This is a genomic window from Ruegeria arenilitoris (genome assembly GCF_013035315.1).
GTDB classification, from domain to species: domain Bacteria; phylum Pseudomonadota; class Alphaproteobacteria; order Rhodobacterales; family Rhodobacteraceae; genus Ruegeria; species Ruegeria arenilitoris_D.
In genome coordinates this window covers 33,194-58,501 of the sequence record NZ_WQHP01000010.1, presented here as the reverse complement: position 1 = coordinate 58,501, position 25,308 = coordinate 33,194, and the positions used below count along the sequence as shown (strand labels likewise).

Genomic DNA, 25,308 nt, shown 5'->3' with positions numbered 1-25,308 from the left:
GGAGAAGCGCGTGGATGACGTCGTAACACAGGTGGGTGCGTTCGCCCCGCTTATCATGAACGCGGTCAAGGCGTTGGTCGTTCTGATCCTTGGTTGGATCGTAGCCGGGGCCATTGGTGGCATGGTGCGCCGTCGGATCAATGCGACGCCGCATATTGACCAGACGCTTGGGAACTTTGTCGCCAGTCTGGTGAAATGGGTGATCCTGGCCATGGTGCTGGTTGCCGTGCTGGGCATCTTTGGCATTCAGGCGACAAGCATCGTTGCCATTTTGGGCGCGGCTTCTCTGGCCATCGGTCTGGCTTTGCAGGGCACGCTGAGTGACCTTGCTGCGGGCGTTATGCTGGTCGTTTTTCGCCCCTATAAACTGGGTCAATATGTCGATATCGGTGGCACAGCGGGAACGGTCAAGGACCTGAACCTGTTCACGACTGAACTGGTCACTCCGGACAACGTTCAGATCATCGTGCCCAACGGGCAATCCTGGGGTTCGATCATCACCAACTACTCGGCCCATGACACGCGCCGTGTCGATCTGGTGTTTGGTATCGACTACGGGGACAGCGCAGACGAGGCGATGAAGATCATTCTTGATGTCGCGCGGGCGGATGAGCGTATTCACTCGGACCCGGAACCCTGGGTGCGTGTGACCAACCTTGGCGACAGTTCGGTCGATCTGACCGCGCGCCTGTGGTGCAACGCTGCGGATTATTGGGACGTGAAGTTCGAAGTCACCAAGGCGGTCAAAGAAGCGTTCGACGCCAAGGGCGTTTCGATCCCGTACCCGCACTCGGTCGAGATTCAAAAGCAGGGCTAAGCCCTCCCGCCCGTCGATCGGGCATAAAATGCCCTCCTCCGGTTGGGCCCGGCGCCGCGCTGATCGCGCGGCGCTGTTTCATTTCTTGCAACCGTTGCCCCCCAAAACAAACGCGCCGCGTCCAGGGACGCGGCGCTTGGTCCAACGCTGTAACGCACCCCCGATGGGGGTGCTTTCAGGGACGGGAGAGGTCAGGCCTTGATCACAACGTTGGGGGATACGACGTCGATACCCAGTGCCTTGCCAACCGCGTAGTAGGTCAGCTGACCTGCGTGCACGTTCAGACCGTTCAGCAAGTGCGGATCGTCCTGGCAGGCTTGTTTCCAACCTTTGTCGGCCAGCGCCAGCATGAAGGGCATCGTCGCGTTGCCCAATGCAATGGTCGAAGTGCGCGCAACGGCACCCGGCATGTTGGCTACGCAGTAGTGCATGATGCCGTCGACGTCGTAGATCGGATCGGCATGGGTCGTTGCCTTCGAGGTTTCGAAGCAGCCGCCCTGGTCGATCGCCACGTCAACCAGAACCGCGCCTGGTTTCATGGTCGACAATTGGTCGCGGCTGATCAGCTTAGGCGCGGCGGCACCCGGGATCAGAACCGCACCGATAACCATGTCGGCGTCTTGGATCAACTCCGCAGTGGCACCAGCTGTCGAGTACTGGCTTTTGAAGGTGCCGCCAAAGACGTCATCGAGGTAACGCAGGCGCGGCAATGAGCGGTCCAGTACGGTGACATCCGCACCCATGCCTGCCGCGATCTTGGCCGCGTGTGTACCCACGACGCCGCCACCGATCACGATGACCTTTGCGGGGCCAACGCCGGGCACGCCGCCCATCAGAACGCCGCGGCCACCATTGGCCTTCTGCAACGTCCAGGACCCGACCTGCGGTGCAAGGCGACCAGCAACTTCGGACATGGGTGCCAGCAGAGGCAGGCCGCCATTGGCGTCGGTCACGGTTTCATATGCGATAGCAGTACAGCCGGATTCGATCAGGTCATGGGTTTGATCCGGATCGGGTGCCAAGTGCAGGTAGGTGAACAGCAACTGGCCTTCGCGCAGCATTTTGCGCTCGATGGCTTGGGGTTCTTTGACCTTTACGATCATGTCTGCGGTGGCAAACACTTCTTCGGCGGTGTCGACAATGCGCGCACCGGCCGCAATGTAGGACTCGTTATCAAAGCCGGAACCCATGCCGGCATTGGTTTCGATGATGACTTCGTGACCACGAGCAACCGCTTCCTGCGCGGCGTTCGGGGTCATGCCAACGCGGAATTCCTGGGGTTTGATTTCCTTGGGGCAACCGATCTTCATTTTTGCTCCTCCATTCATAAACTGCTCAAATTATGTGCAAGTTGGGATGCAATTTCTGTGAAACTCTGCCCGCGTTTCGGTTTTTCTTTGCGAGAAAATTCGGTACATTGATGCATCTGTGCAAAGGAATTGCGTGAATGAGCCTTGATACGACCGATAGAAAGATTCTGGCCGCCTTGCAGCGAAACGGCAGGATGTCGAACGCAGAACTGTCCGATCAGGTGAATCTGTCTCCGTCCGCCTGCCACCGGCGCGTTCAACGGCTTGAAGCGGAAGGCTACATTCGCAACTACGTGGCGCTGCTGGATGCGCGCAAGATGAACGTTCCAACAACCGTCTTTGTCGAAATTACACTGCAAGGTCAGGCAGAAGAACTGTTGGATGCCTTTGAAAAAGCGGTAGCGCGCATCCCGGATGTGCTTGAGTGTCACCTGATGGCAGGCACTGCAGATTATATCCTGAAGGTTGTTGCGGAAAACACCGAGGATTTCGCCCGTATCCACCGCCAGTACCTGTCGCGCTTGCCTGGGGTGGCGCAGATGCAAAGCTCGTTCGCACTGCGCACCGTGTTCAAGACCACGGCTTTGCCAGTGTGATAACTGCGTCGCCTCAATAAGCCTTTGAATTAGTTACCGTTTTTGACCAATGGTCGCGCCAGTTACTTACCCTTGCGGCAATTCTGACGCTTGTATCCCGGCGCAGCTGGGTCCACAAACGTATAAAGACCGTACAATCGCCTGTTTTCTCAGATCCCGTCGCGCCCGGAATTGAACCCGCGCGGGGCGTCATCAATTCTTCGGATGACATCAGGCGGTTACACTCTCCCGGTACGGTCGCAACCCGTTGACTATAAGGAGCAGATCTTGGCTTACGAAAACAATGGTGCCCCAAAGGATTGGCTGGAAGCCGAGTTGGAAGACACGCTGGACGAAGATTTTGAGATTGAGTTTAGCGAGCCGATGCTCTCGATGGAGATCCGCAAGATCTATAAGGATCAGCATCCCGACATGCTGGATCGCAAGGTCTATTTCCGCAATCTGCTGCGCTTGCAAGCCGAACTGATCAAGGTACAGGATTGGGTTCAGCACACGGGTGCCAAGGTCTGTATCCTGTTCGAAGGACGCGACAGTGCCGGGAAGGGGGGCGTGATCAAGCGTATCACTCAGCGTCTGAACCCGCGGGTCGCGCGCGTGGTGGCCCTGCCTGCCCCCAGCCGCCGCGAGCAAAGCCAATGGTATTTTCAGCGTTACGTGCCGCACCTGCCAGCGGCGGGTGAGATCGTTCTGTTCGACCGGTCTTGGTACAACCGCGCGGGCGTTGAACGCGTGATGGGTTTTGCCACTGAAGACCAGGTTGAACAGTTCTTTCAGGACGTTCCGGAATTCGAACGGATGTTGGTGCGCTCGGGTATTATCCTGCTGAAGTACTGGTTCTCGATTACAGACGAGGAACAGCAGTTGCGTTTCCTGATGCGCATTCACGATCCGATGAAACAGTGGAAACTGTCGCCGATGGACCTGGAATCCCGCATTCGGTGGGAATCCTACACCAAGGCCAAGGAGGAAATGTTCTTCCGTACCAATATCCCCGAGGCGCCGTGGTATATTGTTGAAGGCAACGACAAGAAGCGCGAGCGTCTGAATTGCATCGAACACTTGCTGACCAAGATCCCCTATTCGGATGTGGCGCAGGAAAAGGTCAATCTGCCGGATCGTAAGTATAACCCGGAATATGAACGCCGGACGCTGCCGGACGAGTTGTACGTGCCCAAAATCTACTAAAAAAGGAAGAGGCCGGTGGGGAACCGGCCTCTTTTCGTTTTCTTTGTTAGGCGATTTCGAATGAGCAATTGACGTCGTACTCGCTGAACCAGTCATAGTCCCAGAACGTGTTCGTTTCCGCCGCTGGCTCGGTCGTTTCGACATCTGTATCGGGGGTTCTGACCGAAACGAAATCGACGGTGTCCGAGTTGGACGCAGGGGCTGTTCCTGCAGATGGGGCCCAGTAAAAATCGTCAAACTGTGCCTGCAGTGATTCGAAGATCATCTCGAGCTGCGCCAGTAGAGCGGCGGAATCAAAGTCGTCTTCGCCCATGTCCACCGGCTCGGGGGCTGGCATTGGAGGTTCGGGTGTTTCGGTTTCGACGACTTCTGGTTCCGGCGCCTCGGCAGCCGGTGCCTCGGGTACGACGACCTCCGGCTCGGGGTCTGCGACAACTGTCTCGGGGGCCTCAGGCTCTGACGGGGTGGGCTCGTCCGCCACAGGGGTAGGTTCCGGTGTTTGCGGCGGAGTAACTGGCGCTTCGGCTTCCGGCTCGGCGGGTTGTTCTTCAACCACCGGGACTTCGACTTCTTCGGGATCGTCAACCACAACAACCGGCGGGGTCGGGGCCGGAGCTGCAGGTGCATTGCCAGTATCCAGCACGACATCTGCATCGGTGGTCGCAAAGTTCTGCGTGACCACAACAGCGTCATAGCCCTGCATATCGCCGCGCTCGATCCCGATCCCGATGTATTTGAAATCCGGGTTGAGGATATTTGCCCGGTGGCCGGGGCTGTCCATCAGGCTTTGATGCAGCTGGGCCACATCATCGCTGATACCCGGCGCGCCGCGCTCGGATTGCCAGGCGATGTTTTCGCCCGAGCGCCAGCTGCCGGAAAAATCAAAGCCGGCATCGCGCATACGCTGAGTTGCCGAGGATCCGCCAGCTCCGGTGTGGCTGAAGGTATCGGTGTTCAGCATCCAGGCGCTGTGGTCTTCGGAAGACTCGTTCAGGCGGGTTTCAAGTTGTAGCGGTTGCAAACCGCGGGATGTGCGCTCTTCGTTGATGAGCGCCAGCATTTCTAGCTCGAATGAACTTGCAGTCGACATATTGCCTCCGTGGGGGTGTCTCGGTTCGGACGGCGTCAGTTAATGAAGGGACTGGAAGCTACGACAGGGGGCTTTGGATTTCGGGCCGGATTCGGCGTCAGAGTGCTTTTGAAGGATGATTCGTGCGCTGTATTATGCTGGGCAAAGTTCTGCTGGCCCTCAAATGGCAGCTTGTTGCACATGCCGCTTGGCCGATCGGCGGATTCGCACAGGTCCAGAAACGACAAACCCCCGGGCGGGGCCTCGGGGGTCGTCAAATAGTGTCATCCAAAGCTGGACGAGCGTCAGGTGCTTAGAGCAAACCTTCGCGCTGGGCTTTCTTGCGTGCCAGTTTACGGGCACGGCGGATCGCTTCAGCTTTCTCGCGCGCTTTTTTCTCGGACGGTTTCTCGAAATGTTGCTTCAGCTTCATTTCACGGAACACGCCTTCGCGCTGCAGCTTTTTCTTCAGGGCACGAAGCGCCTGATCGACGTTATTGTCGCGAACACTAACCTGCATGTGGTTGTCACCACCTTTCTAGATAGAGTTGCAAGGAAATTGCAGGAGTTGGCCGTATAGCAAAGCGGCTCTATCTTGTCTAGTACTGGCCCCGAGAACCGGAGAACCGCCATGACCGTGACCTATGAAGACGCCAAGCAACAGTTGCTGGATGCGATTGTGATCCATGTTCCGTTTGACGGCTGGTCCGAGGCCAGCTTTCGCGCTGCGGTTTCGGATTGCGATATGGATGACACTCTGGCCCGCGCGATCTGTCCGCGGGGCGCGGTTGATCTGGCGCTGGCATTCCATGCCCGTGGCGATGCGGTAATGGTCGAAAAGCTGAACGCGACGGATCTGAGCGCGCTGAAATTCCGTGATCGCATCGCCGCTGCGGTTCGGTTCCGGCTTGAGGCGGTTTCCGACAAGGAGCTGGTTCGACGCGGAATGACTTTGTTCTCGCTACCCAGTAACGCGGCGGACGGGGCCAAGGCGCTTTGGCAGACCTGCGACCTGATTTGGGACACGCTGGGCGATACCTCGGACGATGTGAATTGGTATACCAAACGCGCGACGCTGTCGGGCGTCTATTCCTCGACCCTGCTGTATTGGCTTGGCGACGATTCCCCTGACCACCAGAAAACGTGGGAATTTCTGGACCGCCGTATCTCGGACGTGATGCAGATCGAAAAGATCAAGGCGCAGGTGAATGGCAACCCATTGTTCAAGCCGTTCCTTGCGGTTCCGAACTGGCTGGCCGGTCAAGTGAAGCCGCCGTTGAAAATGCGGGCTGACCTGCCAGGTATGCTGAACCCGCGCAAGTAAGCGTCTGGGCCTTCCAGAAATTGCCTGCTAGGCATTGGGCAAAGGAGATTTGCCCATGACCCAGATGATGCGCGCTGTCGAGATCACCAAGCCGGGTGGTCCGGATGTTCTGCAGGTGACGGAACGACCGGTCCCGGAACCACAAAACGGCCAGGTGATCCTGAAGGTGGCCTATGCGGGCGTGAACCGTCCCGATGCGTTGCAGCGCGCCGGGGCGTACGATCCGCCTCCGGGTGCAAGCGACCTGCCGGGACTTGAGGCCTCGGGCGAGGTCGTTGCAATCGGTGCCGGAGTTGAGGGGCTTTCGATTGGCGATATGGTATGCGCTTTGCTACCGGGTGGGGGTTATGCGGAGTACGTCGCAACACCTGCCGCGCATTGCCTGCCCCTGCCAAAAGGCATGGGAATGAAAGAGGCTGCGTGCCTGCCCGAGACCTTTTTTACCGTCTGGTCCAATGTCTTCACGCGCGGTGGGCTGAAAGCGGGCGAGCGGTTTCTGGTCCACGGCGGTTCCAGCGGAATCGGCACCACCGCGATCCAACTGGCCAACGCATTTGGTGCCCGGGTTTTTGCGACCGCCGGATCTGCCGAAAAATGCGAGGCCTGTGTAAAACTGGGGGCCGAAAAAGCGATCAACTATCGCGATGAGGATTTCGTTGGCGTCATGCGGGCCGAAGGCGGGGCGAACCTGATCCTCGACATGGTTGGCGGGGATTACATCCCGCGCAACGTCAAGGCGTTGGCCGAAGACGGGCGACTGGTTCAGATCGCGTTCTTGCAGGGGCCGAAGGTCGAGTTGAACTTTGCAATGATGATGGTGAAACGCCTGACCCTGACCGGCAGTACTTTGCGTCCGCAATCCGATCTTGCAAAAGCAAAGATTGCCCAGGATCTACACGAGGCGGTCTGGCCGTTGTTGGATGCCGGGAAGGTCGCCCCTGTCATGGACAGCGAGTTTGATCTGACCGAAGCCGCGGCTGCACACGCGCGGATGGAAAGCTCGGGCCACATCGGCAAGATCGTCCTGAAAGTCGCCGGTTAAACGTCTGGGGCTGGTGCCGCGTGGTCGCTCAGGCCACCGCGCGGCGATACAGGTGCCACGTCGCGTGACCAAGTACCGGTATGACGACGATCAGCCCCAGCAGCATCGGGATCGCCCCGATGATCAGCAAAGCTGCCACGATAAACCCCCATGCGAGAATGACGCCAGGGTTTTGCCGCAGCACGCGGACCGATGTCACCACGGCCACGGGCAGACCGACTGGGCGGTCCAGCAACAGTGGAAAGCTGACCACACTGATTGCCAGCGCGATCAGTGCAAACAAGAACCCGACCGCGTTTCCGAACAGGATCATGGTCCAGCCCGCGCTTGTGGTGAAGACTTCGCCTAGGAAAGCGCCAAAGGACGTGGGCAGATCAGGCCCGATCGTATGCGCAAAAATGCTCTGCGCCGCCATCAGCCAGATCAATAGCAGCATCACAAGGTAGAACCCCAGCGCCAGAATCGCGCCGAAGGACGGGGATCGGAACACACCGAAAGCATCCAACCAGTGGGTCTCTTTCCCCATTTCACGTTTGCGACTGATTTCATAAAGGCCAACGGCTGCAACCGGGCCAATCAGCGCAAATCCCATGATCAGCGGTGCCAGCAGTGGCACCATGTTGCGGTTCAGGCCGAACCCGAACATCAACAGGCCGGCGATCGGGTAGATCAGCACGACAAATATCGCATCCGCCCGCGTTTCCAGAAAATCGTTGTACCCCGCGCGCAGGCAGTCTTTCAGGTCCTGCATCGTCAGGGTTTGAACCTTTGGCAGGTGCCGGGTGTCAGCACTGCCGATGCGGTTGACGCTTTCCGCAATATGATCTCCGGTCGCCCCGATGTTGCGGGCGGCCCAACTTACCGGATTCCCAATTGTTTTGGCCATCGTGATCCCCTCCCTTAGCCAGCGGCGTAGCGGGGTGAATCCGGTGCAGGTTGCCCTTGGCCGGACCAGCCGGCAACGCTCGGCCCCCATTATAGCACAGTTTTTCGCCTTGCGGTTGCGCTGCGGCGGAATCCTACCAATTGCCCTTATTTTCAGCCGTGTTAGCTTGGCGTCAGGCAACAGGAGGTCAGCATGCAGCAAACGGCAAGAACCGTCGTCATCCATGAACACGGCGGCCCCGAAGTTCTACAGATCGAAGACCGCCCCTTGGGTGATCCCGGCCCGGGCGAGGTTCGCATCCGTCACAAGGCCTGCGGACTGAACTTCATAGACGTCTATCAGCGCACCGGTCTGTACCCTCTGGATCTGCCGCACGCGCTGGGCATGGAAGCCGGTGGCGTAATCGAGGCGGTCGGAGAAGGTGTCACGCATCTGGAGCCGGGCCAACGTGCGGCCTATGCGTCGGCCCCGTCGGGAGCATATTGCGAGGCGCGCGTGATGCCTGCAGCGCAGGTCTGCCCACTGCCTGACGGGATTTCCTATGACGCGGCTGCAGCCATGATGCTCAAGGGCATGACGGTCGAGTATCTGTTCCACCGCACAACGCCCCTGAAACGGGGCGACACGGTTCTGTTCCACGCAGCGGCCGGTGGCGTTGGTCTGATTGCCTGCCAATGGGCCAAGTCCGAGGGGATAACTCTGATCGGAACAGCAGGAACCGATGAGAAATGCAGCCTGGCGCAGTTCAACGGTGCCGCCCATTGCATCAACTACAGGACCGAGAATTTTGCGGAACGCGTGGCCGAGATCACGGGCGGCAAAGGTGTGGATGTGGTGATGGATTCGATCGGGGCGGATACGTTCAACGGATCGCTGGATTGTCTGAAACCCTTGGGGATGATGATCTCCTTCGGGAATGCCTCGGGACCCGTGCCGCTGATGGACATCGGCATTCTGGGCAAGAAGGGGTCTCTTAAGATCACCCGGCCGACCCTGTTCACGCATATTGCTGATCACGCCGTCTGTCAGGCGATGGCGCGGCGGCTGTTCGGCAAGGTCGAAGGGGGAGAGGTCAAGATCCACATCGATCAACGTTTCCCGCTGGATCAGGTGGCCGAAGCGCACCGGGCGCTCGAGGCGCGCCAGACCACTGGCAGCACGGTGCTAGAGCTTCAGGACTAACCATCAGATCCCGAAACGCAAAACGGCGGCAGGATTTTCTGCCGCCGTTCTGTTTTTTGCTGAGAGAAATTACTGCTGCAGCTCAGCTGGTGTCTTGTCAGCAATGGTTTCCCAGTTTGCGCTGGCCTGGTCGATAAAGCCCGGGATGTCGCCTTCCCAGCGTTGCTGGATGTCTTGCGACAGGTTCAGGTACAGCTTGTTGTCGACGATCTTCCAGTAGTTCGGATCACCGTCAAACTTGAAGCCCATCGCCGCACCAAATGCGCAGTAGCCACCGTATGCGGGCAGGTATGCCTCGGGGTTTTCTTCGAACGCGGCTTTGTTCTCTTCATTGGCAAAGCGGTACAGCGCGTCGTTGTGCAGCGCGGTGATGCGGTAGTCGCCTTTGGTGGGCTCACCCTCGGTGAAGTAGGCAACCGGGTCATAGCCCTGCAAGGCCAGACCGGTCGAGCTTGCGTTCAGTTCGACGCCCGCGGCCAGAGCCGAGCTTGCGATCGCGACAGACAGCGCAACGCCGCCGATGAGGGATTTGAACTTGTTCATGGTTTTCACCTTTCGTGAACAGGGCCATCCGATGACGAAGAAAATTGCGCCCAGACAACCCGTTGTTTTTGTCCGTGCAGCCGGCAATTGGCTTTCACGAAACCCAAGTGGGCAGGCGACTCATCACGTTCAAAGCAATCAATTGTGAATGTGCAGAGGTGAAGAGCTGATGTTCAGAAATGCAGGGCTGGGCCTAGGGATCGGCAACGAAATCCAAGACAAAATCCATGACTTTTTCTGCGGGCATCTCGCAGGGACGCAGCAAGTCGCCGCTGTGTGTCTGGTACAGGTTGAGGCTGATGTAATCCCCGCCGCCCAACTGTTGGGCGACCAGCTTATGGGATTTTCCGCCGGCCAGTTCCGTCCGGCTGACGATGTAGCGCCTGTCATGCGCGCGCCCGGTCGATGATCCCTTGGGGATGCGGAAAAAAGCGTTCAGAAAGGCGGCAGGGGCGCTCAAGATCGTCCAATTTTGGGCTCGGTGCCTGCCCTGATACGGCCAATGTTGGCACCGTGACGCCAAAACACTAGCCCGGTCAGCAGGAAGCCCAACAGCAGCGCGTTTGCATCCGTCAGGACCAGAACCCAGACGACCGACATCGCGGCGGCCGCAAGGGCGGCAAGCGATGAGATCCGCCAAATCGCGGCGGCCACCAGCCAGGTCAGGCAGCAGGCGACGCCGATGCGCCAGTCCAGTGCCAGCCAGATCCCCAGAAAGGTGGCCACGCCCTTACCGCCCTTAAAGCCCAGCCAAACCGGAAAGCAGTGGCCCAGAAACGCGGCAAGCGCGGCGATCTGGGCGGCGTCTTCTCCGGCGATGGTGCGGGCCAGCAACACCGCGACCGCACCTTTGGCGGCATCGAAAATCAGGGTCAGGGCCGCTGCGGCCTTGTTGCCGGTGCGCAGCACGTTCGTTGCACCGATATTGCCCGATCCAATGTTGCGCAGGTTGCCCAAGCCCATGACCTTGGCGATCACCATGCCAAACGGGACAGACCCCATCAGATACCCAAGCACGGCCCACAGGATCAGCTGGGTCATTGTACTGTCGATGATCGGCATCAGGGTCTCCGGTAAACTTCTTGTCCTGCAACGAAAGTTGCGGTGACCTTACCCTGCATACGCTGACCGTCAAACGGCGTGTTCTGAGATTTCGACTTCAGCGAAAACCGGTCCAGGACAAAGGGCACATCCGGGTCGAACAGCACCAGATCCGCCGGTGCTCCTTCGGACAGGCGTCCGCTGTCCAGGCCCAGCCGCTTTGCCGGGTTCAGAGACATTGCGCGGAACAGGGTCGGCAGGTCCAGCTGGCCCGCGTGATACAGACGCAGCGCGGCGGGCAACAGCGTCTCCAGCGCCACCGCGCCCGAGGCCGCCTCTTCAAAGGGCAGCCGCTTGCTTTCCTCGTCTTGCGGCGTATGCATCGAACTGATCGTGTCGATCAGGCCAGTCCGTACCGCTTCGATCACCGCTTGCCGGTCGTCTTCGGACCGTAGCGGCGGCTTGACCTTGAAGAAGGTGCGATAGTCGGCCACGTCCAACTCGTTTAGCGTCAGATGGTGGATCGAGGTGCCTGCCGTGATGTCCAACCCATTGCGTTTGGCGCGCTCCAGAGCAGGCAAAGCGCGGGCAGTGGTGATTTGGTCGGCGTGGTACTTGGCCCCGGTCATTTCCAGCAGGGCAATGTCACGGTCCAGCCCCATGCGTTCCGCCATGGGTGAGACAGCGGGCAGTCCGCGCAGCACGGCGAACTTGCCGCTGCTGGCCGCAGCTCCGTTGCTGAGCACAGGCTCTTGTGGGTGCGCAATAACCAGTGCACCGCAAGAGCGGGCGTAAGTGAGCGCACGTGAAAACACCTTGGTATTGGCAACGACATGGTCGCAATCAGTAAAAGCGACCGCCCCAGCATCCTGCAGAAACCCGATCTCGGTCATCTCGCGGCCTTCGCGGCCCTTGGTTAGTGCCGCCATGGGCAGAACGTTGACCGGTGTATCCGCCTGGGCGCGGCGGGTAACGAACTCCAGGCTTTCGGGCGTGTCGATAGCAGGGTTGGTGTCTGGACGAGTAACCATGGTCGTTACCCCGCCTGCGGCTGCTGCCAGCCCTGCGGATTTATAGCTTTCCTTGTGACGCTCACCCGGCTCACAGACTTTTACACCGATGTCGACAATGCCTGGGGCAAGGCACTGACCGCCGCAATCAATGACCTGTGCGCCCGAGGCTGGGGCATCGCCTGTGCCAAGGGCGGCGATCCGACCATCCGAGACTTGCAACCATCCGATGCTGTCCGTTCCCTGTTCCGGGTCGATCAGACGGGCGTTGGTGAAGGTGATGTTGCTCATGCCATTGCCCTTTCGATAGCGGCTTTGGTTGCAGCTGGATTGGCCTGGTACTTGATGAGATGTTTGTCGCCGCCCTTGGTGACGATTTGGACAAAGCTGCCCAGGATGTTCACGGCGGCAATCTGGTTCAGGGCGACTTTGCGCGGGCCAGGGCCGGTCAGGGTGGTTTCAGTCATTTCCCAGTTGGCGACCAGCTCTTCCGAGGCCAGATACCACGCGCGAACAACCACGGCGGCCAGCCCGGCCGGAGCGCCGGTCCAGACATAGGGATTGCCGATCAGCCAAAGTACGATCATCGCGCCGGCCATTGCCCCGGCAGCAAGCCATGCGTTGGTACGTATATAAGTGCCCCTGTCGGGGGTGAAAATCACAGGATCAGCCACAGAAGTCCTCCGATGGCCAGAAGGATGATCACCGCCAGAACGGCCGACCCGACGCGACGCGGGGTTTCATCCGAAGCTGGCGTCTGGGCGGCCGAATACGGTTTGGCGCTTTCGGTTTCGATGGTCCCGCCAGCCCAGTTCGTGGCCTCTTCGGTGTACAGGCCGATCAGTCGCAGCCGCGGATCGGGTTTCAGGGTAGCCGCGCGGTCGTGGAATGCCGCACTGCGCAGGACCATGACCCAGCCGTCGATACCGGCCAGCATATTGTGATCCAATTGATCCTTGGACACGCCGCAGCCTTCGTTCAGGTAGCCATAAAGGCCCAGATCCTCGAGGTCAGAGACAGGGAAAATGTCGATCTGATCGGGGTCCAGCCCTTCGACGCCCAAGATCTGATCTGCGGCTCCGGGCTCGCGCAGAAACTTCGCTTCCTCCGGGCGCATATCCAGCGCGAACAGGCGGATTACACCGCGTTCATGGGGGGCGACGGTCAGACTATTCATGCGGCCTCGCTCAGGTTACGGGCCAGCAATTCCATTGCGGCCATGCGAACGGCGACGCCCATCTCAACCTGTTCCTGAATGACAGAACGATTGATGTCGTCGGCCAGCGTGCCGTCAATCTCGACCCCGCGGTTCATAGGGCCGGGGTGCATGACTATGGCGTCGGGCTTGGCCTGCGCCAATTTGGCGGCGTCAAGGCCGTAGCGATGGTAGTACTCACGTTCCGAAGGGATAAAGCCGCCGTCCATCCGCTCTTTCTGTAGGCGCAGCATCATCACAACGTCGACGTCTTTCAGACCTTCGTTCATGTCGTCGTAAATCTCGGCTCCGAATTCGGCGAACTGGCCGGGCACCAGCGTTGGGGGGCCAATCAGACGAATGCGGTTTTCCATCTTGCCCAGCAGGATCAGGTTCGATCGGGCCACACGGGAATGCGCGACATCTCCACAGATCGCGATATTCAATCGGTGCAGGCGACCTTTGGCCCGGCGTATGGTCAATGCATCTAACAGGGCCTGCGTCGGATGTTCGTGCTTGCCATCACCCGCGTTCAGCACGGCGCAATTCACTTTCTGCGCCAGCAGGTCGACCGCGCCGGAATGGGGATGCCGCACAACCAACAGATCGGGATGCATCGCGTTCAGCGTCATCGCGGTGTCGATCAGAGTCTCGCCCTTTTTGATCGAACTGGCCTGCATTGCCATGTTCATCACATCCGCGCCCAAACGCTTGCCTGCGATTTCGAAACTGGCCTGCGTGCGGGTAGAGTTCTCAAAGAACATATTGATCTGCGTCAGCCCCGACAGCACGTCGGAATGCTTGGTCGACTGGCGGTTCATGTCGACATATTTTTCGGCCAGATCAAGAATGGCGGTGATATCGGACTGCGACAGATGCTCGATGCCAAGAAGGTGACGATGGGCGAAACGCATGGGCGGGCTCCTATCTGACAATCGAGCCGCTTATAAGAAGCCGCGCTGCGCAAGGCAACCTAAGGATCAGACCCTTCCGGCAGTTTCTCGCATCCCCCCTCGGGCAGGCACTGTTCTCCGGGCTTGCACCATTTGCCATAGCCGCAATCGACGGCCTTGACCGGTACGCATCCCTGATTTCGCGAACATTTGAACCCTTGGCGGCATTGCGAGCCGGTTTTCTCACAAAAATACCAGCCCGGGCGTGAACATCCTCCACCCGGCAGGCATGACGTGCCCGAGGCACAGGTCCGGCCGTCGTCACAAGTGCGCGGCGGCAGGGTCAGGATGTCGGGGGTGTTTTTCTCACACTCGCCTCTCGCATTGCAAAAGCTACCGCCGGGGCAATCCAACCGAGATCGGCACTTGTTCAACCCGGCCGGTGCACAACGCGTACCGCCGGCAACGCAACGCTCGAATGGTCCGCAGGTTCTGCCGCCCCCGCAATAGGTGCCGCCCAGGGGGATACAGCGGCCGTCAAAGCTGCACCTTTGGCCGCCAGAACAGCAACTGCTGCCGCATTTGAATTGCCCGGCGCGGCATTGGCCATATCTGTCCGGAAACTGCGCAGAGGCCGGGCCGCTGAGCACGGTCAGCAGCAAACTGAATAAAAGGAATCGCAAAACACACAACATGAACAGGCCAATGGTCGGCGCGACGGACCGTCCGATCAAGGCCTATCTGCTTTCCCTCGGTCAAAAGGTGGTTAGATTGAGGGTTATGGAATCGGCTTTGGACTATCATACCGCGCGGGCGCTGCTGGAATGGCAGAGCGAACTGGGCGCAACGGATGCGATCGGGGATGTGCCGGTGGACCGCTATGCGCTGCCTGATACCGCACCGAAAGCCAAAAAGCCCACGCAGGCTCAGGCTGTGCCGGAAAAGCCGAAAAAGGTGGATCCCGTCGCAGTAGCCAAATCCACGGCTGCGGCCGTGGGATCGCTGGATCAATTGCAAGCTGCCATGGGTGCGTTTGACCATTGCGAGCTCAAGCGCGGCGCGCGGCAGTTGGTTTTTGCCGACGGCACGCCGGGTGCCCGCGTGATGATTATCGGAGAAGCACCGGGCCGCGATGAGGATCGCGAGGGTAAGCCTTTTGTGGGACGCGCCGGTCAATTGCTGGACCGAATGCTGGCAGCGATTGACCTGAACCGGGCCGAGAACGTGTATATCACCAATGTCCTGCCATGGCGGCCGCCCCAGAATCGCGATCCCAAGCCCGAAGAGATAGGCATGATGAAGCCGTTTCTTGAACGGCATATAGCGCTTGCCAAACCCGAGGTCCTGGTGGTGATGGGCAACATCAGCTGTCAGGCGGTCCTGGGCAAACGCGGCATCACGCGGCTGCGCGGTCAGTGGGATCAGGCGATGGACCTGCCTGTTATCCCGATGTTCCACCCGGCCTACCTGCTGCGCCAGCCACAGATGAAACGGCAGGCCTGGGCTGATTTGCTAGAGCTGAAAGCCAGGCTGGAGGGGAAGGCGTGAAAATCTTGGCGTTCTCGGACCTGCACATGGCGCGCAACCGCGCGGCCGATGTGGTGGCGGCCAGCGACAAGGCGGATCTGGTCATCGGAGCCGGGGACTATTGCAACATGCGGCAGGGTTTGGATGAGGCGATGGCGATGCTGTCGGGCATCAACGCTCCGCTGGTTCTGGTTCCGGGCAATGCCGAAAGCGCCGGTGAACTGACGGACGCCGCACCCGAAGGTGTGCACGTTTTGCATGGGACTGGCATGACGGTGGACGGACTGCGTTTGTTCGGCCTTGGCTACGGTGTTCCGGTGACGCCATTCGGCGACTGGTCCTGCGACCTGACCGAGCCCGAAGCGGCCGAGCTTTTGGACAGATGCGAAGGTGCGGATATCCTGATCGCCCATTCTCCGCCAAAGGGTTACGGCGATACGACATCAATGGGCGACGCGGTCGGTTCAGTTGCCGTACGGGATGCGATCGAGCGGTTGCAGCCGCAATACGCCCTGTGCGGCCACATTCATGACAGCTGGGGGTTTCGCGGCACGATTGGCGTAACACAGGTCGCCAACCTGGGCCCCAAAGTAAATTGGTTCGAGGTCACCACATGATTGACACGGTTACGCTGCTGGCCTTCATCCCGGCAGCCTTGGCGCTGAATTTCACGCCCGGCGCTGACATGATGTTCTGCTTTGGTCAGGGTCTGAAGTCAGGCCCCAGACCGGCGCTCGTGGCCAGCGCGGGTGTTGCGACCGGGTTGTTGGTGCATGTTCTACTGGCCGGTCTTGGCTTGGGCGCTGCGGTGAACAGCCTGCCGTGGCTGTTCGATGTTATCCGTTGGGTAGGCGTCGGGTATCTGCTGTACCTGGCGTGGGGAGCCATACGAAATGGTGCCGTCTCGGCGGATGCACCACCTAGACCCACGCGGTTCGCGTTTCGGGATGGGTTGATCGTGAATCTGACCAACCCCAAGGTGATACTGTTCGTACTGGCCTTTATCCCACAATTCGTGAATCCGGCCGCGGGCTCGATCCTTGTGCAGTTCCTGACGTTTGGCGCGATTATTGCGGTCGGCGGTTTTGTGGTGAACGGGCTGGTTGGCATTTTTGCCGGTGGCGCAGGCAAAGTGCTGATCTCGAACCCGCGTGCCTCACGCATCATGGGTTGGGTGACCGGAGGGATTTTTACAGCCCTCGCCATCCGCCTAGCGATTATGGAAAGGGCCTGACGCAAAATGTCACGCATTGACGAAAGCCTAGAGTTCATTCCGGTCCGGATCGCTGTTCTGACTGTTTCGGACACGCGGTCTATCGAAGATGATCGCTCGGGGCAGACACTGGTCGAACGGATCGAGCGCGCGGGCCATGTCTTGGTTGACCGAAAGATCATCCAAGACGAACGCGGTGAAATCGCGGCGCAACTGCGCCTGTGGGTCGGCGATCCCGAAATTGACGTCGTGATCTCGACCGGCGGCACCGGTCTGACAGGCCGCGACGTGACGGTCGAGGCGCATCGGGATGTGTATGAGAAGGAAATCGACGCCTTCGGCACCGTTTTCACGATCGTTTCGATGCAAAAGATCGGCACTTCGGCGGTCCAATCCCGCGCGACAGGTGGTGTCGCGGGTGGTACGTATCTGTTCGCGCTGCCCGGAAGTCCGGGGGCCTGCAAGGATGCATGGGACGAGATTCTGGAGAAACAACTCGACTATCGCCACCGCCCCTGCAACTTTGTGGAAATAATGCCCCGATTGGACGAACATTTGCGACGGAAGTAGACTGGTCGCACGTTTAAACGTTCGTAACCGCTTTGTGGCTTGGCATTTTCTGCTGTCCGGCTACCTTTTGTGTATGGCAGCCTGATGCAACCGGGGTGAATTTTACATGCGATTTCTGAGGCAAAGCCTTGTTGGGGTCTTTCTGACGTCGCTGACGTTGGCGCTGTTGTTTGTGGCCGCGCAGATGATCTCGGGCGCGGTGCAGGACGTTCTGACGCGCGAAGACTCTGCCCCACAGGCCCGCGAGCGTGTCTTTGCCGTGACCGTTCGGCCAGCGGAATTTGAAACAGTTACCCCAAACCTTGAAGCCTTCGGCGAGGTGCAAAGCCGCCGCAGGTTGGAGCTACGGGCCGCTTTAGGTGGGCGTGTTGTTGGTCTGTCCGAGGATTTCGAAGATGGCGGCGCAGTCACCGCGGGCGAGGTTTTGGTCGAGCTTGACCCTGCCGATGCCCAATCTGCCTTGGATCGCGCCAAGTCGGACTTGCTGGATGCGCAATTCGAAGAGCGGGACGCAGAACGGTCTTTGCTGTTGGCGCAGGACGAGTTGAACGCGGCCGAGGCGCAGGCGGAACTGCGTGGGCGTGCGTTGCAGCGCCAGCAAGACTTGCAAACCCGTGGTGTTGGGGCTGCAGCCGCAGTGGAAGAGGCTGAACTGGCCAAGGCCGCTGCGCAGCAGGCAGTTCTGGCGCGTCGGATTGCGTTGGCTCAGGCCGAGTCCCGCGTGGATCAGGCGACCACGTTGCTGGCCCGGGCCCGCATCGCACTGGAAGCCGCGGAACGTGATCTTGACGACATGACCATTCGCGCCCGATTTGGCGGGACGCTGACCGATGTGACACTGGTCGAAGGGCGGCTGGTGTCCGCAAATGAAAAGCTGGCCGAGCTTGTTGACCCTACCGCGCTTGAGGTCGCTTTTCGTGTCTCGACCGCACAATACGTTCGGTTGCTGGATGCCAATGGCGATCTGATCGACGCACCGGTCACCGTTTCGCTCGAGGTTACGGGAACCGATCTGACGGCACAGGGCCGTATCAGCCGTGACAGCGGCTCGGCGGGTGAAGGCCAGACCGGACGCTTGATCTATGCTCGAATGGACGACGCCTCGGGGTTCAAGCCGGGCGATTTCGTAACCGTTACGGTACAGGAACAACCGCTGGATAACGTGGTGCGGCTGCCGTCGTCCGTTCTGGACGCTGTTGGAACGGTTCTGGTGTTGGACGAAAATGATCGGCTCGAGGCACTGCCAGTGCAGTTGATCCGCCGCCAGGGGGATGAGGTTCTGCTACGCGGCGATGGGCTGGCCGGGCGCGAGGTGGTGATCGGTCGTACGCCTCTGTTGGGCGCAGGTGTTCGTGTACGACCCTTGCGCGTTGATGAAAACGCAGGGGCCGCGCCTGATATGGTCGAGTTGTCTGAGGAACAACGTGCCCGGTTGGTGGCTCAGGTCGAGGCCAGCACTCGCATGCCGCAGTCGGTTAAGGACCGTGTGTTGGGGCAGTTGAGCGAGGCCAAGGTACCCGCCTCGCTGGTGCAGCGGCTTGAAAACCGGGCAGGGGGTTAAGCGCCATGATGCGCGAGATCCCCGACGCGGCGGGCGGCATCCTCAGCTACTTCACGCGGCACCGGACGGTCGCCAACCTGCTGCTTCTTGTGATGTTGGTTCTAGGTGCGGCGGCGATTCCGAACATGCGGGCTCAGTTCTTTCCCGATGTTATCCTAGAACGCGTAGACGTGAATGTGGATTGGGACGGGGCCGGTCCTGAAGATGTCGACAACGGCATCGTTCAGGTCCTGGAGCCTGCTTTGCTGGCCGTTGAGGGGGTTGCCAGTACCGAGGCGACCTCACGAGAGGGCCGGGCCAGTATCCGGCTGGAGTTCGAACCCAATTGGGACATGTCGCGCGCCGTCGAAGAAGTGCGTACTGCGGTCGACAGTGTCACAAGTCTTCCAGACGACTCGGAAGAGCCTACAATCCGCCGCGGGGCATGGCGGGATCGTGTGACTGATGTGGTGGTCACAGGGCCTGTCGACCCGGATCAATTGGCCAAATTCACGGATGAACTGATCAACCGTCTGTTCGCCGTCGGGGTGACGCGGACAACGATCCGGGGCCTTGCTGCGCCGCGTGTCGTGGTCGAAGTCCCCACCGCCCAGCTGATTGCCAATGACATCACACTGTCCGAAGTCGCATCAGCTGTCGCGGCCGAGGTGAACGCCAACCCGGCGGGCGATGTGACCGGGGCGAATGCTCGCATTCGCACGGGCACGGAAAAGCGCACCCCCGAGGAAATTGAGGGCATCGCCCTGCGCAACTTTACTGACGGTTCCAAACTGCTGGTCGGCGATGTGGCGCAGATCCGGGTCGAAGGGGTCAACCGCGACCGCAGCTATTTTGTCGGTGAAAACCCTGCGATGTCGGTGCGGATTGATCGCTCGAACCTTGGCGATGCGATTGAAATTCAACACACGGTCGAAGACGTCGTGCGCGAGATGCAGGCCAGCCTGCCCGAAGGCGTCACGGTCGAGCTGATCCGCACCCGCGCACAAGCCATTACAGACCGTCTGGATATTCTGGTCGATAATGGCTTGGTCGGGCTGGGCCTTGTGGTCTGCTTGCTGTTTTTGTTCCTGAACGCGCGCATCGCCTTCTGGGTTGCCGCGGGGATTCCGGTCGCCATGTCGGCGGCGATTGCCTTCATGTATATCGGCGGGCTGTCGATAAACATGGTTTCGCTGTTCGGGCTGATCATCACGCTCGGCATTGTCGTAGATGACGCCATCGTTGTGGGCGAACATGCCGACTTTCGCGCGCGCCGTCTGGGTGAGGCTCCGGTGGTAGCCGCCGAGCGCGCCGCGCGGCGCATGGCGATGCCGGTTTTTGCCGCGACCCTGACAACGGTGATTGCCTTTTTTGGTCTGACCGCCATCGGGGGCCGCTTTGGAGAGCTGATCCGTGACATCCCTTTCACCGTGATCGCGGTTCTGATCGCCTCCCTGATCGAGGTGTTTCTGATCCTGCCCAACCACATGGCTCATGCCATCGCGCATTCGGCCAAGGAACACTGGTATGATATGCCCAACCGCGTGGTCAATCGCGGGTTCCGTTGGGTGCGCGATCATCTGTTCCGCCCGCTGATCGCCTGGGTCGTCTGGGCGCGCTACGTGGTCGTGGCGCTGATGGTGGTGATCCTGGCCAGTCAGTTGGCATTGTTCATCCGAGGCGACGTGAATTGGCGGTTCTTTAACGCTCCGGAACGTGGCTCGGTCACCGGCAATTTCATCATGGTCGAAGGGGCCACGCGGGCCGATACGCTAGCTATGATGCACGAACTGCAGCGTGCGACCGAAGAGCTGGGTCAAATCTACGAAGAGCGCCATGGCCGGAACCCAATCGACTATGTTCTGGCCGAAGTTGGTGGAAGCGCGGGTTTTGGGCTGTCCGCTGCGGATGGTAAGGACAATGACCTTCTGGGCGGAATTTCGATTGAGCTGATCGATGCCGACCTGCGACCCTATTCCAGTTTCGAGTTTGTGGGTGAATTGCAGGATTTCGTCCCGCGTCATCCCAAGGTCGAGCTGCTCAGTTTCCGCGGTTGGCGGTCCGGTCCGGGCGGCGATGCCATCGACGTCCAGTTCTACGGCGCGGATGTGAATACGCTCAAGTCAGCATCCGAAGACTTGCAGACCGAATTGTCAAAATACCCCGAGGTTTCGGCGCTGGAAGACAATCTGGCCTATGACAAGGAAGAGTACATCCTCGACCTGACAGCGCAGGGAGAGGCTCTGGGCTTCCGCATCGAAACGCTGGGCCGGGTGTTGCGTGATCGGTTGAACGGGATCGAGGCGGCGACCTTCCCCGACGGTCCGCGCAGCGCCGAGATCAGGGTTGAGCTGCCCGAGGGCGAGCTGACAGCCGACTTCCTGGAGCGCACGCTGATGCGCACGCCAGACGGTGTTTATGTGCCTCTGGCGGATATCGTGTCGGTCGAGCGGAAATCCGGTTTCTCGACTGTCCGGCGCGAAAACGGTCTGCGGGTGATTTCCGTGAATGGCGATATTTCGGAAGACGACCCGGCACGCGCGGCAGAGATCGCGCGGGCCATGGGCGAGGAAATCCTGCCCAAGATCGCCTCGGAACGGCAGGTCGAATGGCGCATGGCCGGCCTGAGCGAGCAAGAGGACGAATTCCTGTCAGAGGCGCGTACGGGCCTGATATTGTGCCTGACCGGTATCTATCTCGTGTTGGCCTGGGTCTTTGCCAGTTGGTCGCGGCCTTTGGTGGTGATGGCGATTATTCCGTTTGGTTTGGTGGGCGCGATTTGGGGGCATTACCTATGGGATGTGCCGCTCAGCATGTTCACGGTTGTCGGCCTGCTGGGGATGACGGGGATCATCATCAACGACTCGATCGTTCTGGTGACGACCATCGACGAATACCAAAGGGAACGAGGTCTTTTGCCGTCCATCGTCGAAGGTACGGCGGATCGATTGCGGCCTGTTATGCTGACGACTCTAACTACGGTGCTGGGATTGACCCCATTGCTGTATGAGGGATCACAGCAAGCTCAGTTCCTCAAACCCACGGTGATTACCCTGGTCTATGGGCTGGGCTTCGGGATGCTGCTGGTTCTGCTTCTGGTACCTGCGCTTCTGGCCATTCTGAACGATCTGTCCCGCCCAATGACAGCGATGCGCCGTGCTGCCCGCGCGCCGGATCGCGTGGTGCAGGGGGCCTTGGCCTGCACGGGGCTTGCCATGTTTGTCTGGTTCGCGCTGACAATGGTCTGGCCTGCGGTCTATGACGCGCCTATCGGGGCGCTGTCTGGCCTGTACGCCGCCGCGGACGGTCCGGCCATTTTGCAGATGGGCCTCGGTGCATTTCTTGCCGGGGCTGCCGTGATACTGGTGCTCAGCGTCACGGTTTCGGGGCTTGTCTACACTCGGCTCAGAGGGTCATTGACTTAGCCGCGACGCAGGGCGGTTTCCAGCAAGTCAATGACGCGGTTGCTCATCGGCAGATTGCCTTGACGGATCTGATCTAACGGGAACCAACGCGCGTCTAACGCATCATCTCCCGCGACCGGCGTGCCGGATTGGTATCGGCAAGCGACGCCAACCAGCAGATAGTGCACCAGAGTTTCGCCACTTTCATCCCGGCGCAGCAGGTCGAGGTTGTCCAGATAGTGGAGCGGCTCGGCGATGACCGCAGTTTCCTCCAGCAGCTCCCGCTGTGCGGCCTGCAGGACGGTTTCGCCCCATTCTACGTGACCGCCGGGGAACCCCCACAGGCCTGCGTCCGGTTGCTTGCTGCGTTGCACAAGCAATACCTGATCCTGGTGCAGGACAACCGCCAAGGCGCCGATTTTCGGAGATTGGGTCATGATCTCATCGGGCTCAGCCTGCGCTGCACCCTTTGATGTCCACCGCGTGATTGGCCCCCAGAACGGTGATCCGAATCTCGGACCGGTCCAGCGCAAAGGGCCCGCCCGCAGCGTTGATCACCTCAGACGTCGCAACCAATGTGTTGCCCGTCCGCGTGGTCTGAGTTTGCGAGGCCCAAAGGGCAGGATTTCCTGGCTCGATCACGGCGACCTCACGCCCACCGGCCGAGGGCATGGTGACCCGCGCTTCGATCTTCATTCCATCTGAAGTGGGCGATAGGCGACAGCTGGCCTGCGACACGCTCGCCTCTTGTGCCGAGAAGGGCCGCTGGGCCAGCGCTGCGGCAATAGCCGGATTGCGCCCGGCCTCGGCATCCAGTGTGTGATTGAAATCCAGCTGTTCGGGGATGCAGACATCCTTGCAGACACCCAGATCCATGGTTCCCTTCAGCTTTACGGGCTTGGAAGGGTTCTTCGGCGTGATTTCGACTGGCAGAACCAGTTGGTTTTCATATCCGATCGATTGCAGCCCATTCTGGTCAAATACATCCGGGGCGGGCCAGGTAATCGACACGTTGCCGACATTGTTTGACTGGTTCCAGTCGAATTCCGGCGGAATGCCCGCGTCGCCCGGTGCGCGCCAATAGGTCTTCCACCCGTCCTGCAGCGTCACGCGTACGGCGCCCAGATAGGTCCCTTGCGCGGTCCGTCCGCCGTCCAGAATATCCAGCTCGGCCACGGGTCCATTGACCTGCGCCGTTGCGGGCAGGGACAAGCCAAAAGCCAGAGCGATAGCCGAAACTGTGATTTTCACATTCATAACCTATAAATGCGCGGTCATCGCAAGGATTCCAAGTCACGTTCCGGTCATGGGGATGAAATCTGCGGAAATATGCGCTGATCCCTTGCTATTCCGGGTGACCAAGGGTCATTGTTGCCACAGACCTACCAAGAGATGTCGGCCTATGGATCTGACCGGAAAACTGTTGATTGCGATGCCTGGCATGGGCGATCCGCGCTTTGATCATTCGGTGGTGTACCTTTGCAGCCATGGCGAAGAAGGCGCGATGGGCCTGATCATCAACAAACCGTCGGATCTGCGGCTCAAAACCCTGTTGGGGCAGCTCAATATCCCGTGCCGAATCCCTGTTGTCGGGGAACGGTTGGTTCATTTTGGCGGTCCGGTTGAGATGTCGCGCGGATTTGTCCTGCATAGTTCGGATTATGAGGCCAACCTGCATTCCATGCATATCGACGAAGATTTCAGCATGACCGCGACGCTGGATATTCTCGAAGATCTGGCCTCGGGTCGCGGGCCTTTGAACTCAACTCTGGTGCTGGGCTATTCGGGCTGGGGTCCGGGGCAGCTTGAGGATGAGATCGGCATGAATGGCTGGCTGACGACCGAGGCGTCCTCGAATCTGGTGTTCGATGTGCCCGATGACGAAAAGTGGGAGGGTGCGCTGGCCACCCTTGGCGTTGACCCTCTGATCCTATCGGCCGAATCCGGGCGCGCTTAACTAGCGTGGGGCAGCGGCCCGGCGCAGGCGGTCATTGATCGCTGCACCCAACCCGTGATCCGGAATCGGCGTGACGGCGATGGGCCTGCCGGTTTCGTTCAGCTTGTGCAGCGCAGCGAACAAGGTCGCTGCCGCCTCAGTCAGATCACCCGAAGCTGACAAGTTCAGGTCGCAGTCCACCGGTCCAAACCCCAACAAGATCTCGTCCCCCTGAGCGCTGCTGGCATTCAGGCGAACGGGGGCATCCGGTGCGTAGTGGGATTGTAGCTGGCCCGGCGCATTCAGCGCGTCGCCGGGCTGATGGAGATGTAGTTGCGTGTTCAGAACGGCTTCGATTTGCTCCAGCGCAATGCCGCCGGGGCGCAACAAGGCAGGTTCATCGGCAAGGCCCACAATCGTGCTTTCCAGACCGACCCCGCAGGGCCCATCGTCCAATACCGCTGCGATGCGCCCGTTCAGGCCTGCCAGCACATGAGCAGCCGTCGTGGGGCTGATTTGCCCCGACGGATTGGCCGAAGGCGCAGCGACCGGCCCGTCAAACGCAGTCAGCACCGCGCGCGCGGCGGGATGGGCGGGAACGCGCACCGCCAGGGTTTCAAGCCCTGCAGTGACCAGTGAGGAAATGCCGTGACCGTGCCGCAAGGGCAGAACAAGGGTCAATGGACCGGGCCAGAACGCATCGGCCAACGCCTGTGCCTGATCGGACCATGTGACAAACCGTTGCGCCGCTTCGACCGAGGCCACATGCGCGATCAGAGGGTTGAAGCTGGGCCGCCCCTTGGCGGCATAGATGCTGGCGACGGCCTCGCCATTGCGGGCATCGCCGCCAAGGCCGTAGACTGTCTCGGTCGGGATGGCCACCAACAGCCCTTGCCGCAACAGGTCTGCGGCCTGAGCGATTCCGGCCGGATCTGCGGATAAATTCATTGTGCCGTTGGGGATCATGGGTGGTGACGCCGCGTTCTGATTGCGTATAGCATGTGGCCCGATACGTAATCGGTTGA

General features: G+C 59.9%; 27 protein-coding genes. 13 read left to right on the top strand and 14 right to left on the bottom strand.

Going from position 1 to position 25,308, the window contains the following annotated elements; translation table 11 throughout:
- Nucleotides 1-55 precede the first annotated feature (55 nt).
- The gene (locus tag GOV53_RS18390) at nt 56-817 is read left to right on the top strand and encodes a mechanosensitive ion channel family protein (RefSeq protein ID WP_174823503.1); all 762 of its coding nucleotides are present in this window, start codon (nt 56-58) and stop codon (nt 815-817) included.
- Between the two features lie 191 nt (nt 818-1,008).
- Here GOV53_RS18390 and ald read toward each other — a convergent pair whose 3' ends face one another.
- Nucleotides 1,009-2,127 carry an alanine dehydrogenase gene (ald, locus tag GOV53_RS18385; protein ID WP_170469153.1) on the bottom strand — a complete coding sequence of 373 codons (1,119 nt, stop codon included), beginning with the start codon at nt 2,125-2,127 and terminating at the stop codon, nt 1,009-1,011.
- Between the two features lie 137 nt (nt 2,128-2,264).
- Here ald and GOV53_RS18380 point away from each other — a divergent pair, with 137 nt between their 5' ends.
- Both GOV53_RS18380 and ppk2 read left to right on the top strand, forming a co-directional pair.
- A complete protein-coding gene (locus GOV53_RS18380) occupies nt 2,265-2,723 on the top strand; it encodes an Lrp/AsnC family transcriptional regulator (RefSeq protein ID WP_058278916.1) in 459 nt (152 codons plus the stop codon).
- 267 nt (nt 2,724-2,990) lie between these two features.
- Nucleotides 2,991-3,908, top strand: coding sequence for a polyphosphate kinase 2 (ppk2, locus tag GOV53_RS18375; RefSeq protein ID WP_170469151.1), 918 nt, complete (start codon nt 2,991-2,993; stop codon nt 3,906-3,908).
- 46 nt (nt 3,909-3,954) lie between these two features.
- Here the strand turns inward: ppk2 and GOV53_RS18370 are convergent, their stop codons facing one another.
- Together GOV53_RS18370 and rpsU are read right to left on the bottom strand one after the other, a co-directional pair.
- Nucleotides 3,955-4,998, bottom strand: coding sequence for a CAP domain-containing protein (locus tag GOV53_RS18370; protein WP_170469149.1), 1,044 nt, complete (start codon nt 4,996-4,998; stop codon nt 3,955-3,957).
- Between the two features lie 292 nt (nt 4,999-5,290).
- Nucleotides 5,291-5,497 (bottom strand): 30S ribosomal protein S21, encoded by a 207-nt coding sequence (gene rpsU / locus GOV53_RS18365; RefSeq protein ID WP_005614280.1) that lies wholly within the window; start codon nt 5,495-5,497, stop codon nt 5,291-5,293.
- A 111-nt stretch (nt 5,498-5,608) separates the two neighbouring features.
- On the opposite strand from rpsU, the gene GOV53_RS18360 reads away from it, so the two are divergent.
- The gene (locus tag GOV53_RS18360; protein ID WP_170469146.1) at nt 5,609-6,301 is read left to right on the top strand and encodes a COQ9 family protein; all 693 of its coding nucleotides are present in this window, start codon (nt 5,609-5,611) and stop codon (nt 6,299-6,301) included.
- A 55-nt stretch (nt 6,302-6,356) separates the two neighbouring features.
- The gene (locus GOV53_RS18355) at nt 6,357-7,343 is read left to right on the top strand and encodes an NAD(P)H-quinone oxidoreductase (RefSeq protein ID WP_170469143.1); all 987 of its coding nucleotides are present in this window, start codon (nt 6,357-6,359) and stop codon (nt 7,341-7,343) included.
- A gap of 28 nt (nt 7,344-7,371) precedes the next feature.
- On the opposite strand, the gene GOV53_RS18350 is transcribed toward GOV53_RS18355, so the two are convergent.
- Nucleotides 7,372-8,229, bottom strand: a complete 858-nt coding sequence (locus tag GOV53_RS18350; RefSeq protein ID WP_170426953.1) for a DUF2189 domain-containing protein — start codon at nt 8,227-8,229, stop codon at nt 7,372-7,374.
- 192 nt (nt 8,230-8,421) lie between these two features.
- Here GOV53_RS18350 and GOV53_RS18345 point away from each other — a divergent pair, with 192 nt between their 5' ends.
- Nucleotides 8,422-9,411, top strand: coding sequence for a quinone oxidoreductase family protein (locus tag GOV53_RS18345; protein WP_170469140.1), 990 nt, complete (start codon nt 8,422-8,424; stop codon nt 9,409-9,411).
- A 69-nt stretch (nt 9,412-9,480) separates the two neighbouring features.
- Here GOV53_RS18345 and GOV53_RS18340 read toward each other — a convergent pair whose 3' ends face one another.
- From GOV53_RS18340 to GOV53_RS18310, 7 genes are all read right to left on the bottom strand, one after another.
- On the bottom strand, nt 9,481-9,954 hold the full coding sequence (locus GOV53_RS18340; RefSeq protein ID WP_170426955.1) for a YHS domain-containing (seleno)protein: 474 nt from the start codon (nt 9,952-9,954) through the stop codon (nt 9,481-9,483).
- A 193-nt stretch (nt 9,955-10,147) separates the two neighbouring features.
- Nucleotides 10,148-10,414, bottom strand: a complete 267-nt coding sequence (locus tag GOV53_RS18335; protein WP_170469137.1) for a hypothetical protein — start codon at nt 10,412-10,414, stop codon at nt 10,148-10,150.
- Nucleotides 10,411-11,016 (bottom strand): glycerol-3-phosphate 1-O-acyltransferase PlsY, encoded by a 606-nt coding sequence (gene plsY / locus GOV53_RS18330; protein WP_170469134.1) that lies wholly within the window; start codon nt 11,014-11,016, stop codon nt 10,411-10,413. The genes GOV53_RS18335 and plsY overlap by 4 nt, the downstream gene beginning before the upstream one ends.
- A complete protein-coding gene (gene pyrC / locus GOV53_RS18325; RefSeq protein WP_170469131.1) occupies nt 11,016-12,296 on the bottom strand; it encodes a dihydroorotase in 1,281 nt (426 codons plus the stop codon). The genes plsY and pyrC overlap by 1 nt, the downstream gene beginning before the upstream one ends.
- The gene (locus GOV53_RS18320; protein ID WP_367647702.1) at nt 12,293-12,679 is read right to left on the bottom strand and encodes a hypothetical protein; all 387 of its coding nucleotides are present in this window, start codon (nt 12,677-12,679) and stop codon (nt 12,293-12,295) included. Before GOV53_RS18320 ends, pyrC begins: the two co-directional genes overlap by 4 nt.
- The gene (locus GOV53_RS18315; protein WP_170469128.1) at nt 12,664-13,182 is read right to left on the bottom strand and encodes a hypothetical protein; all 519 of its coding nucleotides are present in this window, start codon (nt 13,180-13,182) and stop codon (nt 12,664-12,666) included. Before GOV53_RS18315 ends, GOV53_RS18320 begins: the two co-directional genes overlap by 16 nt.
- Nucleotides 13,179-14,114, bottom strand: a complete 936-nt coding sequence (locus GOV53_RS18310; RefSeq protein WP_170426960.1) for an aspartate carbamoyltransferase catalytic subunit — start codon at nt 14,112-14,114, stop codon at nt 13,179-13,181. Before GOV53_RS18310 ends, GOV53_RS18315 begins: the two co-directional genes overlap by 4 nt.
- Before the next feature lie 759 nt (nt 14,115-14,873).
- On the opposite strand from GOV53_RS18310, the gene GOV53_RS18305 reads away from it, so the two are divergent.
- From GOV53_RS18305 to GOV53_RS18280, 6 genes are all read left to right on the top strand, one after another.
- On the top strand, nt 14,874-15,641 hold the full coding sequence (locus tag GOV53_RS18305) for a uracil-DNA glycosylase (RefSeq protein ID WP_170469333.1): 768 nt from the start codon (nt 14,874-14,876) through the stop codon (nt 15,639-15,641).
- On the top strand, nt 15,638-16,237 hold the full coding sequence (locus tag GOV53_RS18300; protein WP_170469125.1) for a metallophosphoesterase family protein: 600 nt from the start codon (nt 15,638-15,640) through the stop codon (nt 16,235-16,237). The genes GOV53_RS18305 and GOV53_RS18300 overlap by 4 nt, the downstream gene beginning before the upstream one ends.
- Nucleotides 16,234-16,854: a LysE family translocator gene (locus GOV53_RS18295; protein ID WP_170469121.1), complete on the top strand. Its 621-nt coding sequence runs from the start codon at nt 16,234-16,236 to the stop codon at nt 16,852-16,854. The genes GOV53_RS18300 and GOV53_RS18295 overlap by 4 nt, the downstream gene beginning before the upstream one ends.
- 6 nt (nt 16,855-16,860) lie before the next feature.
- Nucleotides 16,861-17,403, top strand: coding sequence for a molybdenum cofactor biosynthesis protein B (moaB, locus tag GOV53_RS18290; RefSeq protein ID WP_170469118.1), 543 nt, complete (start codon nt 16,861-16,863; stop codon nt 17,401-17,403).
- 106 nt (nt 17,404-17,509) lie between these two features.
- Nucleotides 17,510-18,964, top strand: a complete 1,455-nt coding sequence (locus tag GOV53_RS18285) for an efflux RND transporter periplasmic adaptor subunit (protein ID WP_170426965.1) — start codon at nt 17,510-17,512, stop codon at nt 18,962-18,964.
- 5 nt (nt 18,965-18,969) lie between these two features.
- A complete protein-coding gene (locus tag GOV53_RS18280) occupies nt 18,970-22,368 on the top strand; it encodes an efflux RND transporter permease subunit (protein WP_170469116.1) in 3,399 nt (1,132 codons plus the stop codon).
- Here GOV53_RS18280 and GOV53_RS18275 read toward each other — a convergent pair.
- Nucleotides 22,365-22,784: an NUDIX hydrolase gene (locus GOV53_RS18275; protein ID WP_170469112.1), complete on the bottom strand. Its 420-nt coding sequence runs from the start codon at nt 22,782-22,784 to the stop codon at nt 22,365-22,367. The genes GOV53_RS18280 and GOV53_RS18275 overlap by 4 nt on opposite strands.
- Nucleotides 22,785-22,797: 13 nt before the next feature.
- Nucleotides 22,798-23,604, bottom strand: coding sequence for a protein-disulfide reductase DsbD domain-containing protein (locus tag GOV53_RS18270; protein WP_170469109.1), 807 nt, complete (start codon nt 23,602-23,604; stop codon nt 22,798-22,800).
- 145 nt (nt 23,605-23,749) lie between these two features.
- Here GOV53_RS18270 and GOV53_RS18265 point away from each other — a divergent pair, with 145 nt between their 5' ends.
- The gene (locus GOV53_RS18265; RefSeq protein ID WP_170426969.1) at nt 23,750-24,304 is read left to right on the top strand and encodes a YqgE/AlgH family protein; all 555 of its coding nucleotides are present in this window, start codon (nt 23,750-23,752) and stop codon (nt 24,302-24,304) included.
- Here the strand turns inward: GOV53_RS18265 and GOV53_RS18260 are convergent, their stop codons facing one another.
- Nucleotides 24,305-25,231, bottom strand: a complete 927-nt coding sequence (locus GOV53_RS18260) for an L-threonylcarbamoyladenylate synthase (protein ID WP_437436802.1) — start codon at nt 25,229-25,231, stop codon at nt 24,305-24,307.
- Nucleotides 25,232-25,308: the final 77 nt, after the last annotated feature.

Excerpts from the sequence above, each read along its gene's own strand:
- GOV53_RS18390 (WP_174823503.1), top strand. The coding sequence starts at position 56 with ATGAACGCGGTCAAGGCGTTGGTCGTTCTGATCCTTGGTTGGATCGTA.
- ald (WP_170469153.1), bottom strand. The coding sequence starts at position 2,127 with ATGAAGATCGGTTGCCCCAAGGAAATCAAACCCCAGGAATTCCGCGTT.
- GOV53_RS18380 (WP_058278916.1), top strand. The coding sequence starts at position 2,265 with ATGAGCCTTGATACGACCGATAGAAAGATTCTGGCCGCCTTGCAGCGA.
- GOV53_RS18370 (WP_170469149.1), bottom strand. The coding sequence starts at position 4,998 with ATGTCGACTGCAAGTTCATTCGAGCTAGAAATGCTGGCGCTCATCAAC.
- rpsU (WP_005614280.1), bottom strand. The coding sequence starts at position 5,497 with ATGCAGGTTAGTGTTCGCGACAATAACGTCGATCAGGCGCTTCGTGCC.
- GOV53_RS18360 (WP_170469146.1), top strand. The coding sequence starts at position 5,609 with ATGACCGTGACCTATGAAGACGCCAAGCAACAGTTGCTGGATGCGATT.
- GOV53_RS18355 (WP_170469143.1), top strand. The coding sequence starts at position 6,357 with ATGACCCAGATGATGCGCGCTGTCGAGATCACCAAGCCGGGTGGTCCG.
- GOV53_RS18350 (WP_170426953.1), bottom strand. The coding sequence starts at position 8,229 with ATGGCCAAAACAATTGGGAATCCGGTAAGTTGGGCCGCCCGCAACATC.
- GOV53_RS18345 (WP_170469140.1), top strand. The coding sequence starts at position 8,422 with ATGCAGCAAACGGCAAGAACCGTCGTCATCCATGAACACGGCGGCCCC.
- GOV53_RS18340 (WP_170426955.1), bottom strand. The coding sequence starts at position 9,954 with ATGAACAAGTTCAAATCCCTCATCGGCGGCGTTGCGCTGTCTGTCGCG.
- plsY (WP_170469134.1), bottom strand. The coding sequence starts at position 11,016 with ATGCCGATCATCGACAGTACAATGACCCAGCTGATCCTGTGGGCCGTG.
- pyrC (WP_170469131.1), bottom strand. The coding sequence starts at position 12,296 with ATGAGCAACATCACCTTCACCAACGCCCGTCTGATCGACCCGGAACAG.
- GOV53_RS18315 (WP_170469128.1), bottom strand. The coding sequence starts at position 13,182 with ATGAATAGTCTGACCGTCGCCCCCCATGAACGCGGTGTAATCCGCCTG.
- GOV53_RS18310 (WP_170426960.1), bottom strand. The coding sequence starts at position 14,114 with ATGCGTTTCGCCCATCGTCACCTTCTTGGCATCGAGCATCTGTCGCAG.
- GOV53_RS18305 (WP_170469333.1), top strand. The coding sequence starts at position 14,874 with ATGGAATCGGCTTTGGACTATCATACCGCGCGGGCGCTGCTGGAATGG.
- GOV53_RS18295 (WP_170469121.1), top strand. The coding sequence starts at position 16,234 with ATGATTGACACGGTTACGCTGCTGGCCTTCATCCCGGCAGCCTTGGCG.
- moaB (WP_170469118.1), top strand. The coding sequence starts at position 16,861 with ATGTCACGCATTGACGAAAGCCTAGAGTTCATTCCGGTCCGGATCGCT.
- GOV53_RS18285 (WP_170426965.1), top strand. The coding sequence starts at position 17,510 with ATGCGATTTCTGAGGCAAAGCCTTGTTGGGGTCTTTCTGACGTCGCTG.
- GOV53_RS18280 (WP_170469116.1), top strand. The coding sequence starts at position 18,970 with ATGATGCGCGAGATCCCCGACGCGGCGGGCGGCATCCTCAGCTACTTC.
- GOV53_RS18275 (WP_170469112.1), bottom strand. The coding sequence starts at position 22,784 with ATGACCCAATCTCCGAAAATCGGCGCCTTGGCGGTTGTCCTGCACCAG.
- GOV53_RS18270 (WP_170469109.1), bottom strand. The coding sequence starts at position 23,604 with ATGAATGTGAAAATCACAGTTTCGGCTATCGCTCTGGCTTTTGGCTTG.
- GOV53_RS18265 (WP_170426969.1), top strand. The coding sequence starts at position 23,750 with ATGGATCTGACCGGAAAACTGTTGATTGCGATGCCTGGCATGGGCGAT.
- GOV53_RS18260 (WP_437436802.1), bottom strand. The coding sequence starts at position 25,231 with ATGAATTTATCCGCAGATCCGGCCGGAATCGCTCAGGCCGCAGACCTG.